The following is a 16057-nucleotide window of genomic DNA, read 5'->3' on the forward strand; positions in this document are numbered from 1 at the left end:
AAAAACAATGGCAGAAACACCAGTAAACAACGGTATCAGCATGGTTAAGTCCACGCCATTCCGTGGCAAGGACGTTTGGTACTTTATCCAATCGGTAAAAGAACCAGTTGGGTCTAAGGCCATTCTACCGGCACACCAAACCGCCGGCGATTTAAGCATTGAAGGTGATTCCCTCGACGAACAAACGAAGATGGGGCGGGTTTTAGCGGCCTCGACCAACGAAGACTCGGTTGAAATTACCCTGTACCAAGTACCGGGCGACGATACGATGAAGATTTTCATCGACGGCAAACACGACGGTGTGCAGGTTAAAGTATGGCGTGTTGTCGTGGACAAACGGGTGGCCGTTGACGAGGGCGACCACAAGGCTTATCCGGCGATGTTCGGTTATGGGATTGTTGATTCGGTTGATGTTTCCGATGAAGACGGTTTCGTCGAAGTTGACGGGACCTTAAACATTATCGGTAAGTTAACTGACAAGAACGCTGACGGGACGGACGGTACTTTCCCACTGACCGATGATCAAGTTGCAGCGCTCAACCAGCTTTACGCCTTTGAACGCCCCGGCGAAACTACCGGTGAATTCACTGACGATGTAGAGGGCGACACTGACGCTACGCCAGGAAGCCAAGCCTAGCTTGTAAGAAGTAAGCAAACAGAGACGAGGTAAGCCAACCGGCCGAGCTGAGACGATATAGGAGGATAAGCGATGATTAGTTTAAAGATTAAGGGCAAAGATTTAGATTTGAAGTTCGATTTTGGGGCATTCTTCCGCGCAAACAAGCAATTAAGCACCAACGACACGCAAGAAGACGGCGCCAGTCAACTTTGGTTGCAGTTCGTGAACGAAGACCCGATGGCAGTATATAACGCCTTACGGGTGCTGGTTCCGGCTAAATACAGCGATGAAGACATCACCGACTTCTTGAACGATTATGCCGACGAAAAAGCATTCGATGATTTAACCAAGCAGTTGGAGGAAGAGTTGCATACCTCGGCTTTTTTCCGTCGCGCCGCGAAACAGTGGCTGAACTTGACAAGCAAGTACGCCGTTACGGGCAAGGCGAAGAACCAGGCCGAAGAGATTCAGCAGCAAGCGGTGAGAGATACGTTGGACGCACTGAAGAAGAGTCTCTCTTAATAGATTTCGCAAGGCTGGGCATGTCGGATAATCCTGACATGCCCTTTTCTTTGTATAAGTGGGAGGCGATGGCGATTCTTGATGGGGCACGGCTAAAGCAACTTGACGACCGGCGTTTTCTCTTGGAGCAAGCCGTCAATACAGCGAACTTTCAAAATGCCAAGAAACCGGCCGGCGTAGTGAAGAAAGCCTATCGACTTATCGACAAGCAAAGCGACGCCATTATCAAGGGAAAACGGCATGGGAGAGCGCGTGCGGATCACAAGAAACTTAAGATTCTAGAAAAGGTTAGAGCAGCATTTGGGGGTGACAGCTAATGGCACAAGTAGTGGCGACGTTTGACGCGAACATTTCGCCATATCAAGCGGCGATGGAAAAGATAAAAGGAGCTACTGGAACCGCCACAAAGGCAACCTCTGGCATGTCGCAACGGGTTCACCAAGCTATGTCAAGTATTGGCAAGACTACTACGGTAGCCGGTGCTGCTATGACGGCCATGGGTGTTTCTGCGATGAAGAGCTACGGCAGTTTTCAACAGTCGCTTAACAAAGCCGCGGTTATCGCTGGAGGCACTTCTAAAGATATTGGCAAGCTGTCTGATATGGCTAACCGTATGGGGGCAGAGTTACCATTGAGCGCGCAGGACGCCGCGGACGCAATGGTTGCCATGGCCCAAGACGGGGCGTCGATTAAAACAATCACTAAGGAATTCCCAGCAATTGCGCAAGCGGCCACGGCGACCGGTGATGATCTACAAAATACTGCGTCCGTAGTCCAACAGGCGATGAACGTCTGGGGCAAGTCGCTTAAGTCACCACAACAAGCGGCGGCAATCTTGACTTCGACTGCTAACATGTCGAATGCCTCGATTAGCGATATGCAACAGGCTATCGCCACGATTGGCGGAACTGCATCCAACGCTGGTTTTGGCATGGCTGATATGTCCGAAGCAATCGGGTTGATGACTAACAAAGGATTCACTGCTGAACGAGCTTCACAAGACTTAAACCATGCGATTCTGCAAATGCAGGCGCCATCTAAAAAGGCCCGTGAGGAGATGAATTCCCTCGGATTGTCGTTTACCGATAGTAGCGGCAAGATGAAGCCATTTCCAACAATTCTGCGTGAGGTCGCTAAGGCAACCGATGGGATGAGTTCTAGTCAAAAGGCCGCCGCCCTCAAGACAATGTTTAACACCGCAGGTATGCAAGCCATGCTTCCGTTGTTAGCGTCGGTTGAGGACAAGAGCGGGAGTACCACCACTAGCTGGGATGCTTATGCTAAGGCGCAAGACAAGGCTAGTGGCTCAACTAAGGCTGCAACCAAGTTCCTGCAAGACCAAGCCGACGAAATGCAACAGAACCTCGGCTCTAAGATTGAGCAAGTCGGCGGTAACTGGGAATCATTGCGCAATAAAGCCATGGAGGCCACTTCCGGTGTTAATTCCGGCATTGTCGATATGATCAACAAAACTCTTGAATGGGCCGGAGCTTCACAAAGCGCCGGGGCCAAGGCCGTTCGTAGTTTCGTCGGTTTAACTCCAGTTATCGGTGCGGCTATGACCGGGCTTGGCAGTTTCTTAACCGTTGCTAACGGGTTGTCCCTGTTCTTTGAGCGTATGGGGAACCTTTTACCGACGTTTGCAAAAGCACTAGTTAACCCGTGGACAATCGGACTAGCGGCAGTAGCAGGCTTCGTAGCGATTCTGGTCAAGGCTTACAACCAGTCGGAGACGTTCAGAAATGCAGTATCATCAATCGCCAAGGCCTTTAGTAGCGTGTTTGGTCCAGCGGTTGATGCAGCAGTCGGGTTCATTAAAAATTTGTGGTCAACCATCACCGGCGGCTCTGGTAGTTCTAAGAGCGCCATTGATAGCTTAGCTAAGATGATTGGCGACACCCTCGGCACCGCGTTACAGTCGGTGGACTGGCAAGGCGTGTTTACAACTGCAAAGAACGTTATCACCACCGTTATCAGTGTTGTTAAAAGTTTGATTACTACCGTGGCGTCTGTGGTCAAGGGCTTTATGCAAACTAAGGCCGCCGCCGCAACTTGGACAGCAATTGTCGCCGTCGTTAAGGCAGTTTGGGCGGTAATTAAGACCGTCGTTACGGTTCTAAGCGCTATCGTTGGCGGCGTCGTTAAAGTGCTATCCGGGTTCATGCAACTGCAACCGGTGCAGGGGCTGTTCCAATTAATTGGTGGCGCTATTGGCTTAGTAGTCAAGGCGCTAGCTGATGGGATTACCTCCATCGCCAACTTTGTAACCGCGATGACCGACCCAGTCGGCACCGTTAAAAATTTATGGGGAAGCTTGACTAGCTTCTTTTCCACTTTATGGTCAGGAATCGTTACCGGGATCCAGTCTGCTTGGTCTGCAGTGGCCCCAATTTTCGCGCCGATTGTCAACACGGTTAAAACCGTTTGGGACAGCTTGACCAGTTTCTTTACCGGCTTGTGGGCCGGCATCACTACTGGAATTCAGTCGGCATGGCAGTCAATCACCGCGATGCTATCGCAACTCTGGCAAAATATCGTTACAACCGCTAGCTCAATCTGGAATGGATTAGGCGAGTTCTTTACTGGACTATGGGCTGGGATTCAAACGGGAATTAACAATATTTGGACAAACATTAGTTCGGGATTGTCAACCGCATGGAACGGCATTATTACCATGGCCAAATCAATTTGGGGACTACTCAAAGATGCCGTTATGGGGCCGGTGCTACTGATTTTAGATGCGTTTACGCTCGATTGGAACCAGCTAAAATCTGACGCGGTCATGATTTGGAACGACATCATCAATAACGCCAAAAGCTTATGGAACGGTTTTAAGTCGTTTATGTCGGGCATTTGGACAGCAGTCAAGAAAACTGCGGTTTCAGCTTGGAACAACGTTAAAGGCACTCTTACCAGCGTTTGGAATTCTTTAGTTTCAACCGGCAAAAGCGTATGGAATGGCTTTAAGTCTTTCATGTCGGGATTGTGGAACGGGATTAAGTCTGCGGCCGCAACCGCTTGGAATGCGATTAAATCAGCGATTAAGAATGCGATTTCTTCAACCGTTAGTGCCGCTAAAAGCCTGTGGAACGGCTTGAAGTCGTTTATGTCGGGCATTTGGAATGGTATCAAGAGCTTCACACGCAGTGCATGGAATTCAATCAAGAGTTTTATCATGAACCCGGCCGAATCAGCGGCTAGCACCGCCAGAAGCGCTTGGTCAAATCTTAGATCTGCCGCCAGTGGAATTTGGAACAGTTTACGTTCTACCACTTCCAGCGCTTGGAATTCGATGAAGTCGGTGATTGGTTCGGCGGCTCGTGGCATGGTTAGTTCAGCCCGTAGTGCTTGGAGTGGCTTTACGTCGCTCGTTTCTAATGTCGTTTCTGGCATCAAGAACACGTTCAGCAGTTTAAGTTGGTTCAGCCTCTTTAATGCCGGCTCAAGAATCATTGACAGCTTCCGTCAAGGGATGGTCAGTGCTTTTAACAGCGTCAAGAGCTTTGTCAGCGGTATTGCAGGCTGGATTCGGTCACATAAAGGGCCAATCAGCTACGATGCTAAGCTATTGATTCCAGCCGGTAATGCGATTATGGATGGTTTGAACAAGGGGTTACAGACCCAGTTTGAATCTGTCCAAAAAAATGTGTCTACCATGGCGGACAGGTTGGCTGGTAGTGTGTCGGGTGTTGTGTCTGATATGCACGCTGGCGATTTATCTATGCAGGCGGCCAGCTACACGGCAGGCGATATGGCCCAATCCATCAGTTCAGAAGAACGAGTTGAGCCAACCTTCATCGTGCATAACGAGTTGGTCGGCGACAAAATTTACACGTCGGTCAAGAGTCAAGAAGGCCGGCGCGACACCATGAACAGATTTTTTAAAAGCTAGGAGGGGATAATTTTGGACGTTTTGGTGACGAACGTTGATGATACTAAGTCAACTAAACTAAGTGATTTGGGGTTTACGACGCTGTCCTTTGAAGAGTCTTCCCCAAGCATTGAGCGGACCAGCAAAGAGCTCGCAGGCCGTAATGGGTCGCTTGACTATGGCGGCCGTCATGCCAAAAAAACCGTTAAGATTACCGGAATCTACCAAGCCGACAGCATTACTGACGACCAACGAATTCAGGAACGGATTAATGGGCTTTTATCGGGCATAGATCCTTACTATATAACCCAAATGATTGGCGATGGGGACATATACGGGTATGAGCGGCCCGGCGATAAAGCTGGGGCCGTGCGGTTACCGACAGGTACGGCGACCTACAAGCGGTTTTTAGTTTACCGGTCAGATAGCAATGTTCCCGATTTTAAAGGCAAGACTGGGGCTGGGCTTCTAAGCTCGTGGGAGCTCAAATTTGAAACAGTCAAGCTTCCGTATGGCGAGAGCAAGCCCCGTTCACAAACGCTGACCAGCGGGCAAGCAATCACATATAACGGGACGGTGGCGTGTTCGCAACTCGAACAGCCCTTTTATTTTGTCGTAACGGCTAAGGCGGCGTCTGATACCGGGTTCACACTTAAGGTTGACGGCCAACTGTTGGAAGTTAATTCACCGGTGGTTGTGGGCGACGTGTACACGCTAAGCGGGATGGATAACCTGCGTGGGAATCAAAACATCAACGACAAGACCAACGCGGGCTACTTTGTGTTAAAACCCGGCGCGGCCAACAAAGTTGCTTGCTCGATTGACGCCACGATTCAAATCAAGAATTTATGCGACCTATATATGTAAGGAGGTGAAATTATTTGATTAAATTTTATGACACAGCGGGTGCTGCCCACTTCGGGCAGGCCACAATTACCCGTACGACCAGCGTTAATGGTGGGCTGTCACTAAGCGGTGAAATCTTTACCGGTGACGAGGTACTAACTGGCTTGGATTATGGCTGGTGGCTGAATTTTGACGATGAAAAATACGTTGTTACTTACAAGCAATTGAACGACGAAACCAACACGATTCAGTTCGACGCCGTGCAGCAGTTCTTCTGGGACTTCGCCAAGTCAGCCTTGCACGCTCAGTACACCGGTAGTCATGAGTACCGGTTCTACCTTGGTCAAATCTTCCAAGATTCCGGTTATACGTACACTTATGACGTCGAAGTACCAGCGTTTGAAAAGGAAAACTGGGGTTACAAGAACAAGCTTGACCTGTTTAACGACATCATGTCACAGGCTAACCAAGAGTTTGAAGTGCACAACGAGAAAGTTCACATCGCCCCGCAAATCGGTAGCGACCTGACTAGCTTTGTTCGCAAGGGTATCAACTTAAGCGACCTCGCCGAAGAGATGAAAATTTCGGACTTCGTAACTTACGCGCGCGGGTATGGTGCTTTCAACAATTCCGAAGACCCAAGCCAAGGCCGGTTAGAAGTTGAATACCGCAGTGAACTCGCCAAGAAGTTTGGGGACCTCGAAATGGACCCAATCGTTGACGAACGGTATAAAGTGGCTAGTAATTTAATTGCCGCGTTAAAAGCCAAGGTAGATGCGACCTATACCGTGTCAATGACTATGAACATCTATGACCTAGAAAATGCTGGTTACCCGAATTATGAATCTCCTAAAGTCGGAGACTGGATTCTAGCGATTGATGAAGCGTTAAATTTCAAACGCAAGATTCGCATTATCAAGCTAGAAGAGCAGTTCGATGCGAAAGGTAAGCGTATCGGATATACGGCTACTTGTGGTGATTTGAATATCGTTGATCAGTACACAAATATTCAAAGCAGTTTGGATAGCAAGGTTCAGCGTATTCAAGAAAGCGTTGACAATGTAGCTATTAGCGCTAATGGCAAGAGTTCAAACTACTATGGTGCAAAAGAACCTGCAAGTGCAAATGATGGTGATCTATGGTTCGATCAAAGCAATAGCGATCCTGACAAGTGGACTATCAAGCAATGGGCAAACGGGCGTTGGGAACAGCTTACGTTGAACCCAGGTGAGATAGACGCAAAAGTTAGTGTTGCTAAGCAGGCGGCTGATACCGCGGTCGAAAATGCCAACACCGCAGTCAAAAATGCTAATCAAGCTGTTGAAGCGTCTGGCCTTGCAACTACGACTGCCAATGCAGCCAATGATGCGGCCACGGCGGCGAAAGACTTAGCAACTTCTACGGCTAACAGTTTTGTCACAGTGCAATCGCAAGCGGATACAGCGGCTAATGATGCATCAACAGCCTTAGACCAAGCTAAGTCAGCACTGGACACTGCTAATGGTGTGAGTGATAACTACACGAGCTTTAAACAGATTGTCGATGACAATTCTGGCACAATCAAAACCTTGGCTACGTCGGAATCCGTGGATGCTGTGTCTGGTCGAGTCACAAAGGCTCAATCATTGGCTGAACAGACGGCTGACGGGTTGGCACTCAAAGCTGACAGCTCAACTGTTGACACTCTGTCTGATACCGTCGAACAGCAAGGCATCGACCTCAAGGCGGCACAGGGTGAGCTAAAACTAAAACTGACGCAGTCAGACTTGACCAATAGCCTATCTGGCTACGCCACGCAGACATGGGCGCAGAACCAGATTACGGCAACTGCTACTGGCTTGGAAACTCAACTTTCGTCGGTCACACAACGGCTTAATACCGATGATCGACCAAATTTGATTACCGAAAGCTTGCAAAATATCAATAACTGGGTTAAGAATTCGGCGGCTCAAGAAGCGATCAAAAATAATGTGTTTTCAAACGGTACGAATACGATGAGCTATCTTGGTGTTGGCGGCATCGAAAGTATTAGTGCCACATTACCGACTGTTGCAGGAAATAGCTATGTTGTATCAATTGATTTCACTGGTCCAAATTTTGCCACTGATACGGGGTTTGGCTGGGGGGCAGGTATTGACTTTGGAACTGATCAAGACCATTTTGTAACGCTTGAGCCAGGTGCTAACAATAAACGGTACATCTTTCGATTTGTGGCGTCAGGAAACGATACGCTTTATCTTCAGTTCGGTAATGTTGCAGATAGCGTGTCTAATACGTTTGTTTTTGCGAATCTGTCAGTTCAATTAGATGCTGTTTCGCAAGTGACATCGACCGAAATGAGTACCGTTAGGCAAGACTTGGAGGAATGGAGTGCAAAGGTTGCAAAGACACAAGGAGATTTAGGAGATCTTACGACCAAGTTCAAGGTCGCGACCGATGGGATCCAGTCGCTAACGGATAAGCAAGACAAACAGAGTGAGACAATTTCGTCGTTGAAGAGTGGTGCCGAGGGATTCAATTCGACTATACAACAACTTCAATTCAACCAAGCAATGCCGTGGGCTTCTACGCTGATCTCCGATGATATGACTAATTGGACGCTAAACGATGTTATGCAATCTGCGGCAAAAATCTCTTATGCAAATGGTGTCAACACTTGTGCATACAAAGGCGTCAGTAGCGTTGAAAAAATGACTACCACGCTTCCAACCAAGGCAGGAAATCAATATGTATTGAGTATTGTTCATACCTCACCAAACTATACGCCCACAAGCAATGCGGCATACCCTTATGAAGGTATTGGATTGAGCGTTGCTGGAAGTTCCGTGACACTTAGCCCTGGGAGTAACGACAAGCGCTATGTTTTGCGTTTCCTGGCTAAAGGTAATGATGTGCTCACATTGAATTCTGGTGCAGTTCCAGATGGCGTGTCAATGACGTTCGTCTTTGCCGGCCTTTCGCTACAATTGGATACTGCCTCTATGGCAACCAGCACTGAGATGAGTGCAATCAATCAAACTGTAAATGGAATTCAGTTGACAGTGGCTGATAAAGCCAACCAAAGTCAAGTAACACAACTGTCGAATCAAATCACTAGCGTTGTTGGTGGACTTGGTCAGCCTAATTTAGTTTATAATTCTGAATTTGCAAACAAAGCTGAAGGATGGATGATCCCAAGCGTACCTGTAAATGCGGCCTACTACTCTAACGCTGTATGGTACGATAAGCTTTCAAATCACGTTGTTTTTAACTCAACAGCAGCCGAAGGTACTTGGACACGGATAACATCCAAACCAGTTCCATGCGTTCAAGGCATTCCTTACAGTTGCTCTGGACAGCTTGTTACGGATAAGTCAACGGTGCCCAAAGCAATTGTAGCGGTTGAATTTCTAGATGAAAATTACAATCGATCATCGACCAAGTATGAAAGGTATATGGGTGCAAAGCTTGAAACAGTTGCTACTGAGAATGTGCTTCCTGATGCAAAAGCGAAATATGTGCGCGTAAGTTTTGAAATTAATGGTTCTGGACACGTCGGGCTTTCCAATCCGATGCTGGTCGCTTCATCGACGATTGGACCATATCATCCTGATACGGTTGGTTATAGTCAAATCACCCAACTGCAAGACAGGATTGATGCGCGCGTCATGGTCGACGGTAAAATAGCGGCAGCTTTGAGCTTGTCTGCTGATGGCGGCGGGACGGTGCTTATCACTGGTAAGTCCGTCCACATCACTGGCCAAACGACAATTGATAATGCAGTTATCAAGGATTCGATGATAGATTACATCGATGCAACAAAAATTAAAGTTGGTACACTTAATGGTACCGACGTCAATATAATCAATTTAAACGCTGACAATATAACAGCTGGTACGATTAGAGGCACTAATTTAACGATTGGTCTAGATACTGGTAACGTTGAGTTCCAGAAAGGACGTATCCATTCGTCTGATAATGCGATTGATATTAATGTTAACAGCAAGTATATGTCAGTCGCTGACAATGATAACCGTATACTCATATCTGGTGGGGAAATCCAAATGGTCAAACCGACATTTTTAGACCGTCAAACTACCCCATACGTTCGTATCAGTAACGCTGTGGCAGGGGCATCTTGGGGCGGTGCAACTTTCTGGGGACGTGACTATTTTGTGGTTACTAACGGAGCTAATGATGTTTCTTTCTCTTCCTTACCAATTGGGGAAGAAAGGTTTGCAGGTATTTCTGGAGGTCATGCAACCGATGGCTCGTGGAAACCAACCAAGATTGGTGGTGCCGAACGGGGTGTATTTATATCTGGGGGTCAAAAATATAGTGATGGCTACACTAGCTTTTCTCCATTTATAAGAGTTGGCGATAACGGTTATATAGGGACCGGTACGAACGGTTCTAACATCACTGTGATGGGTAATCATATCTATCTAAAATCTCCTCATACAACATCTAAAGGTGCAAACGCATATATGTCCCCCGATGGGGAATTAGTTGAGTCGACTTCCGCTGCTAAATACAAAACCGACATTGTTCGATCATTTGAAACTGGAATGGGCGACAAACTTCTAGAAGTTCCAGTTGCACACTGGAAAGACAAAGAAGAGGTATTAAACAAGACTCTCGATCCTACTGCTAAAAATCCAGAAACTTATTTCGGAATGATTGCCGATGATCTGGATGAGGCTGGTCTGAATGAGCTTGTTGCGTATGATGACAAAGGGGATGTCCATGGTATTCAGTATGACCGGGTCGCACTAGCTCTTATCCCCTTGATTCGTAACTATCGGGATCGTATAACTGAATTAGAAACTGAAGTCAAACAAATGAAAGAGGTATAGTCAATTATGACAGCAAGAAAAGAAGAAGTAACGTTTACAAATGGACAACTGGTAACTATTGGAAATACTTTAGGGGAGTTCAAGCTTAAAGGTCGAGCTTCGCTTGGGCGGACATGGTTAATTGATCGCCTTGAGAAGCTTAACAAGCAATTTAATGCTGATCAATTAGCAACCCAAAAGAATTTCTTTAAAACGGATAAAGATGGGGATTTTGTTTATAAGGAAGACAAAAAGACGCTAATTCTGAAAGATGACTACACCATGGATGAAGCTCAAAAAGAGTTTGATCAATTAGTGAATGAACCAGTAAGTATTGAAATTAGTTCATATTCTGCACGAATGAAAGCTTTATATCATGCACTTGAGGACTATCCATACGAGCTGGAAGGGCAAACAGCTTTAGTATACGCATTGGTATTTGATCAGTTTGATAAAGCATATGGAAAAGGGGAATAAAAATGGACTTATTAAACACTAGCATTTCTTATAGTATCGATGGAGCAGGTAATACGACTTCTGTAATTGCAGGTATCCGTGGTGAAGTAGAAAACCGATTGACCGTAACGGCAAATATTACCGTTTATCCAGAAGATTTAGCTGAAGGATCTACGCTTGACGACCTTTCAAAGCGAGAACTATTTACGTTGGCTACTGCTAAGCTTCCTGATTTTTTGCCCCACTTGACATATACCAACTATCAATTTTTCGTTCAAAACGATGCGCCGGTTCGAGTAACTGCGTACTCAAATTTAAGCAATACCGGCAGTTACATTACAGTAAATTCAACTCTCGACCAGTCCGATTTCACAGATAAGCCTATCGGATCAGTCGGTTATGAAGATGTAAAAGCTGCAGTAAAAACTATTCTCAATAAAGAATTTCCGACATCATGAATGGAAGTGTGATGTGATGTTTGAACATTTAGCCAAAAATAGATTCTGGTTTTGGAAAGCGATGGAAACATATGGCTTAGGAATTTACTTTATTATTAAGCGCAACACATTTGCATTTGAGCCACCAAAGCCAACGCTGCTTGATGTGCTTGATGATCCACCTATGATTTTTATGCTGGCGGTGGTTGGAACGCTTGCTCTGGTGTATTCTTTGTGGAACTTGCGTACACATTATTACAAGCCATTAATGACTGGATTACTTACGTTTGTCTGGTTATTTTTCATGATAGCGTTTGGTGTTCATGATTTTGAAATGCAACGTTATGTAAGTTTTGAAAGTATGTATGCCATGTTTGTTTTAGGATCAACCATTTTTGAAATTGTAATTGGGGATGATTAGGGGTGAGCGATGCTGTTATCGTGGCCTTAATTACCACAGCGGGTTCAATTTTCGTTGCGATCTTAACGATTTGGAACAGTAACAAGGCTGCTAGCAGCGATTCTGAAACCAAGTTAAAAAAGGAAAATGAGGCTTTAAAAAGGGAAAATAATAAGAAGCAAGAAATAATTGACTATTATAGAAAGCGTGATAAATAATGATGGAATTAATCCAATTTATTAACGGTACCACGATTGCGGCAATCGCAGTTGTGACGTTTGTGGTAGTATGGGCTATCAAGCAAACGAAGGTTAACAATCGGTACCTGCCAATGCTGGCAATTGGTATTGGGGCGGTTATTGGCGTCTTTATTGGTGTAGCGAATGGCGATATTAAGTGGGTAGCTGGTTTAGTTGATGGTGTGATTGCTGGCGCGGTTAGTGTAGGTGGCAATGAGTTAGCTAAATCGCTTGCCACCATGTTTAATGGAGGTGCAAAATAATGAGCTTAAATGGATTTGATGTAGCCAGTTATCAGGCTGGTATGAATGTGGGAAAAGTTACAGGCGACTTTGTGTTGGTGAAAGCAACCGAGGGTATTGATTATACTAACCCAGAATTTAATGGACACGTAAAGCAGACTTTGTCAGCAGGCAAGAAGCTAGGCGTGTACCACTTTATTCGAAACGACTCGGATATTAAGCAGCAGGCTGATTATTTCTTAACGGTTGTTAAGCCATATATCGGTAAAGCAATGCTGGTTCTTGATTTTGAAAACACGACAGGTTCAACCATTCAAAACCAAACAGGCGTCGGCTTAGCGAAGCAATGGTTAGATTACGTTTATCAACAGACTGGTGTCCGATCAGTGCTTTATACGGGGGTTAGCTGTGAGAACTCATTGGATTGGTCATCCGTGGTCAAGGCCAACTATGGGTTATGGATTGCTCAGTATAACAACTACAACGTTGTGAATGGCTATCAACCACGAGACTTATATGGTAGCTTGAAGAACTGGAAGACAGCGGTAATGTTCCAATATACTAGTACTGGACGGTTACCGGGCTGGAATGGCAACCTTGACTTTGATGTGTTTTACGGTGACAAGTCCGCCTGGGATAAGTATGCTAAGGCAACTAAATCAAGTAAGCCCGTCTCAAAGTCTAAGCCGGCGGGACCTAAGTGGGTCAAGGAAACTAAGACTTACACACTTAAGACGGCTGTCAAGCTTCATACAGGTGCTTCTACAGGCGCTAGCGTGATTGCAGTGTTACCGGCAGGCTCAACAATTAAGACTGACCAAGCCATTATTCAGGGCGGATATCGGTGGGCACGTCAACCACGATCGGGTGGCTATGCTTACATGGCAACCGGTCCGAAGTCGAATACTCTGGCCTATGTAAAAAGTAGTGTCGCTAAGGTGTACTACAAGGTCAAGTCGGGTGATTCATGGTGGGTAATCGCTCAACGCTACCACACAACCATCGCTAATCTCACCAAGCTAAACGGGGCGACGATTGATACCGTGATTCACCCGGGCGACAAAATCAGAATCAAGTAATTTTTTACCCACACTGGCTTAGCGGCTGGTGTGGGTTATTTTTTTGTATAAAAATTTTTATTGATGGTTGAAACCGATATCATAGTACGGTACGATAAAAGCGTATTCCCGGCGTATGCCGGGGTGACCCAATTACTGTTGTGTTAAAAATTGGGAAATTTATAATTTTCCCCACGTATGTGGGGGTGACGCCCTTTATCGGGCGTCTTTTTTATTTATAGACAAAACATTTTTAAATTTGTGTACAAATTGTGTTGATATATATAGTCAATCGTGGTATATTATAAGTGTAGAAAGAAAGCGGGAGGAAATAAAAGATGGAAAAATTATTAGACACATACTTAAGCAAAATGAATTTGAATCGCAACCGGGTAAGCGTGGTTAGCGGTGTACAGGCAACCACCTTACAGCGAGCAAACGATAAAGACGCATTTTCAATCAACTCAAAAGTGCTTTGGGCGTTGAGCCTAGCAACTGGCAAGACTGCCGGACAAGTTTTAGATGATCTAGTTAAAATCGAGGAGGAAAACAACATGACTACTGATGAAATTATTTTAACCTTAACCCACAGCTTCAAAGCCTTAGGCCAGACCATTGATTTTGACACCGAAAACATGGGCTACGACCAAGTGATTATCACGGTTGATGTACCAAACATTGACGACGAATCGGTTCGCATTGGCATCAACCTTTTACCAGATACTAAGATGACCAAGGCAGAGTTGATTAGCGGCGTGGCTGACGCTTTACGCGATTACGACCATGAAGACGACGGCGAATTTTACCCGACTAACCATGAGGAAGACCTACAACCAGAAATGTTTGTACCAGAGTATCAAGCGATTGCTAAAGACAGTGTCGAATTTTTAGATGATTTGGGCCGCAAGTTGGTCTAATGGGGGAGATAAAAATGAAAAGAAGTTTTAATTTAGTGACGGAACCGTGGCTTGAAGCTTTTGACGTAAAGACGATGAAGCAGGAGACAGTATCACTTGAAGGTTTGTTTGCTAACGCGGCCAGATACAGGCTGGCGGGCGATATGGCAACGCAAGATTTTGCGATGCTACGGCTACTGCTGGCAATCCTGCATACTGCTTTAGATACCCATCGCATGAGCTATGAAGATTGGCGCGATATCTATGAAGGTAAAGTGTTTCCGGAAGCCGTTAATGATTACTTATCAGCTAACATCGACCGCTTCGATTTCTTCGGCGAACGCCCGTTCTATCAAGTAACCGCCGCCGAGTATGACAAGCTGGTGCCAGCTAAAAAGCGGATTGAGTCGGGTTCCGGAAAGGTTGCCGTGCGCCAGATTGACCGCACCATCAGTGAATCAGGGAACAGTGTGGATCTTTTCTCCCCGCGTTCAAAGGAACACAAGGACGAGTTACCGCTGCCTAGCCTGATTCGCTGGATTATTACTTACCAAGGCTATTCTGGCACGACCGACAAGACCAAAATTACAATGGACGAAAAATTTGCGGCTAACATGGGTTGGTTGTACCAGATAAAGCCAACCTTCATCGAGGGCGAAAACCTGTTTGAAACCTTGATGCTGAACCTTGTATTGGGCGACGCGGGGGAGGAAACACCCGTTTGGTCTTATGACACGGCAAGCGCGTATATCAAGCAACGTCGCAAGCGTGAGGTTCCGGATAACTTAGCCGCACTGTACACGACTGGTACCCGTATCTTACACATCGAGTGGGGCAACGATGGCAAGCCAACCATCTTTAGTGCTAGCATCCCAATGTTTGGCAGTCTAAATGCCCTTATCGAGCCGATGACCTTCTGGCGGTATAGCAAGCGGTTCAATGCTATGGTACCGAAGATACAGACTAAAGAGACACTCAACCGGCCGCTCATACTAAGCCTAGATGAAGCCCTGATAGGCAAGGCCGATACCGAAGTACCGAGCCCGGGGGTAATTCAAAATCTGCAAAAGATTTATGAGTTAGGTGTGCTTAAAGGCAAGACCGTGCAGTTAACGACCATGGCACTAGTCAGTGACGGTAACGTCATGTCAAGAAGGCCGGTTGCTGAGTATCGCGACGACATCACCTTAGACCCAGCCGTTGCTTTTGACGAAGAAGGTCAAAAGATGGTTTGCGAAGCTGCCAAAGTAGCCCGCTATGCTGTGGTTAAGTATCGTACTTTTATCGCCAATGTCGCAAAAGTCCGAAACACGAATTCACAGGCTTTAGCTGGTGAGGCCGACAAAGCGGGAATAGTTGCCAAAGCGGTACTATCAAGCTGGCTCGCCGGGGTATCGCCTGATGATGATTATGAAGCCGATTTTAACGGTTTAAAAAAAGAATTGACCGATAGCATAAAAGAGCTTGCTGAAGAGTTTTGCCGCCATGCCTCGGCAAGAGATATAACCGGCAGAGAAATTGATGGCAAACGAGTAAGCATTTTTACCGCCCGTCGTGAGTTATACAAGGATCTAGCCCAAACAAGCGCCCGCTAAATCAAAATTGCCGTAATCCTCGATACAAAAGGGATTACGGCAATTTTATTCATCGATTATAT

General features: G+C 46.1%; 14 protein-coding genes. All 14 read left to right on the forward strand.

Annotated features, from left to right (window positions below):
• The first annotated feature begins 7 nt into the window (after positions 1-7).
• The 14 genes from FFM79_RS03740 to FFM79_RS03805 all read left to right on the forward strand — a co-directional run bounded on the left by FFM79_RS03740 (position 8) and on the right by FFM79_RS03805 (position 15995).
• Positions 8-637 (forward strand): phage major tail protein, TP901-1 family, encoded by a 630-nt coding sequence (locus FFM79_RS03740; protein WP_137642126.1) that lies wholly within the window; start codon positions 8-10, stop codon positions 635-637.
• A gap of 72 nt (positions 638-709) precedes the next feature.
• Positions 710-1141 (forward strand): tail assembly chaperone, encoded by a 432-nt coding sequence (locus FFM79_RS03745; protein ID WP_137642127.1) that lies wholly within the window; start codon positions 710-712, stop codon positions 1139-1141.
• A 68-nt stretch (positions 1142-1209) separates the two neighbouring features.
• Positions 1210-1458 carry a hypothetical protein gene (locus FFM79_RS12695; protein ID WP_225424370.1) on the forward strand — a complete coding sequence of 83 codons (249 nt, stop codon included), beginning with the start codon at positions 1210-1212 and terminating at the stop codon, positions 1456-1458.
• Complete coding sequence (locus FFM79_RS03755; protein ID WP_137642129.1) at positions 1458-5033, forward strand: phage tail tape measure protein; 3576 nt, start codon at positions 1458-1460, stop codon at positions 5031-5033. Before FFM79_RS12695 ends, FFM79_RS03755 begins: the two co-directional genes overlap by 1 nt.
• Positions 5034-5045: 12 nt before the next feature.
• Positions 5046-5879 carry a phage tail domain-containing protein gene (locus tag FFM79_RS03760; protein ID WP_137642130.1) on the forward strand — a complete coding sequence of 278 codons (834 nt, stop codon included), beginning with the start codon at positions 5046-5048 and terminating at the stop codon, positions 5877-5879.
• Between the two features lie 14 nt (positions 5880-5893).
• A complete protein-coding gene (locus FFM79_RS12700; protein WP_137642131.1) occupies positions 5894-10693 on the forward strand; it encodes a phage tail protein in 4800 nt (1599 codons plus the stop codon).
• A gap of 6 nt (positions 10694-10699) precedes the next feature.
• Positions 10700-11149, forward strand: a complete 450-nt coding sequence (locus FFM79_RS03770; RefSeq protein ID WP_137642132.1) for a DUF1617 family protein — start codon at positions 10700-10702, stop codon at positions 11147-11149.
• Positions 11150-11151: 2 nt separating this feature from the next.
• Entirely contained in the window at positions 11152-11586 is a 435-nt protein-coding gene (locus tag FFM79_RS03775) for a hypothetical protein (protein ID WP_137642133.1), read from the forward strand.
• A gap of 16 nt (positions 11587-11602) precedes the next feature.
• Positions 11603-11986: a hypothetical protein gene (locus FFM79_RS03780; protein ID WP_137642134.1), complete on the forward strand. Its 384-nt coding sequence runs from the start codon at positions 11603-11605 to the stop codon at positions 11984-11986.
• A 2-nt stretch (positions 11987-11988) separates the two neighbouring features.
• Positions 11989-12183 (forward strand): hypothetical protein, encoded by a 195-nt coding sequence (locus tag FFM79_RS03785; RefSeq protein ID WP_137642135.1) that lies wholly within the window; start codon positions 11989-11991, stop codon positions 12181-12183.
• On the forward strand, positions 12183-12467 hold the full coding sequence (locus FFM79_RS03790) for a holin (protein ID WP_137642136.1): 285 nt from the start codon (positions 12183-12185) through the stop codon (positions 12465-12467). The genes FFM79_RS03785 and FFM79_RS03790 overlap by 1 nt, the downstream gene beginning before the upstream one ends.
• Positions 12467-13525 carry a LysM peptidoglycan-binding domain-containing protein gene (locus FFM79_RS12705; RefSeq protein WP_225424371.1) on the forward strand — a complete coding sequence of 353 codons (1059 nt, stop codon included), beginning with the start codon at positions 12467-12469 and terminating at the stop codon, positions 13523-13525. Before FFM79_RS03790 ends, FFM79_RS12705 begins: the two co-directional genes overlap by 1 nt.
• A gap of 317 nt (positions 13526-13842) precedes the next feature.
• Complete coding sequence (locus FFM79_RS03800) at positions 13843-14421, forward strand: hypothetical protein (protein WP_137642137.1); 579 nt, start codon at positions 13843-13845, stop codon at positions 14419-14421.
• Positions 14422-14435: 14 nt separating this feature from the next.
• Positions 14436-15995, forward strand: a complete 1560-nt coding sequence (locus FFM79_RS03805) for a type I-E CRISPR-associated protein Cse1/CasA (RefSeq protein ID WP_170177364.1) — start codon at positions 14436-14438, stop codon at positions 15993-15995.
• The last annotated feature ends 62 nt before the right edge of the window (positions 15996-16057 follow it).

The organism is Lactiplantibacillus modestisalitolerans (genome assembly GCF_005405425.1).
Taxonomy (GTDB): domain Bacteria; phylum Bacillota; class Bacilli; order Lactobacillales; family Lactobacillaceae; genus Lactiplantibacillus; species Lactiplantibacillus modestisalitolerans.

Coding starts and splice junctions, on each gene's coding strand:
- FFM79_RS03745 (WP_137642127.1), top strand. CDS start 710: ATGATTAGTTTAAAGATTAAGGGCAAAGATTTAGATTTGAAGTTCGAT.
- FFM79_RS03740 (WP_137642126.1), top strand. CDS start 8: ATGGCAGAAACACCAGTAAACAACGGTATCAGCATGGTTAAGTCCACG.
- FFM79_RS03790 (WP_137642136.1), top strand. CDS start 12,183: ATGATGGAATTAATCCAATTTATTAACGGTACCACGATTGCGGCAATC.
- FFM79_RS03805 (WP_170177364.1), top strand. CDS start 14,436: ATGAAAAGAAGTTTTAATTTAGTGACGGAACCGTGGCTTGAAGCTTTT.
- FFM79_RS03780 (WP_137642134.1), top strand. CDS start 11,603: ATGTTTGAACATTTAGCCAAAAATAGATTCTGGTTTTGGAAAGCGATG.
- FFM79_RS03755 (WP_137642129.1), top strand. CDS start 1,458: ATGGCACAAGTAGTGGCGACGTTTGACGCGAACATTTCGCCATATCAA.
- FFM79_RS03775 (WP_137642133.1), top strand. CDS start 11,152: ATGGACTTATTAAACACTAGCATTTCTTATAGTATCGATGGAGCAGGT.
- FFM79_RS03770 (WP_137642132.1), top strand. CDS start 10,700: ATGACAGCAAGAAAAGAAGAAGTAACGTTTACAAATGGACAACTGGTA.
- FFM79_RS03800 (WP_137642137.1), top strand. CDS start 13,843: ATGGAAAAATTATTAGACACATACTTAAGCAAAATGAATTTGAATCGC.
- FFM79_RS12695 (WP_225424370.1), top strand. CDS start 1,210: ATGGCGATTCTTGATGGGGCACGGCTAAAGCAACTTGACGACCGGCGT.
- FFM79_RS12705 (WP_225424371.1), top strand. CDS start 12,467: ATGAGCTTAAATGGATTTGATGTAGCCAGTTATCAGGCTGGTATGAAT.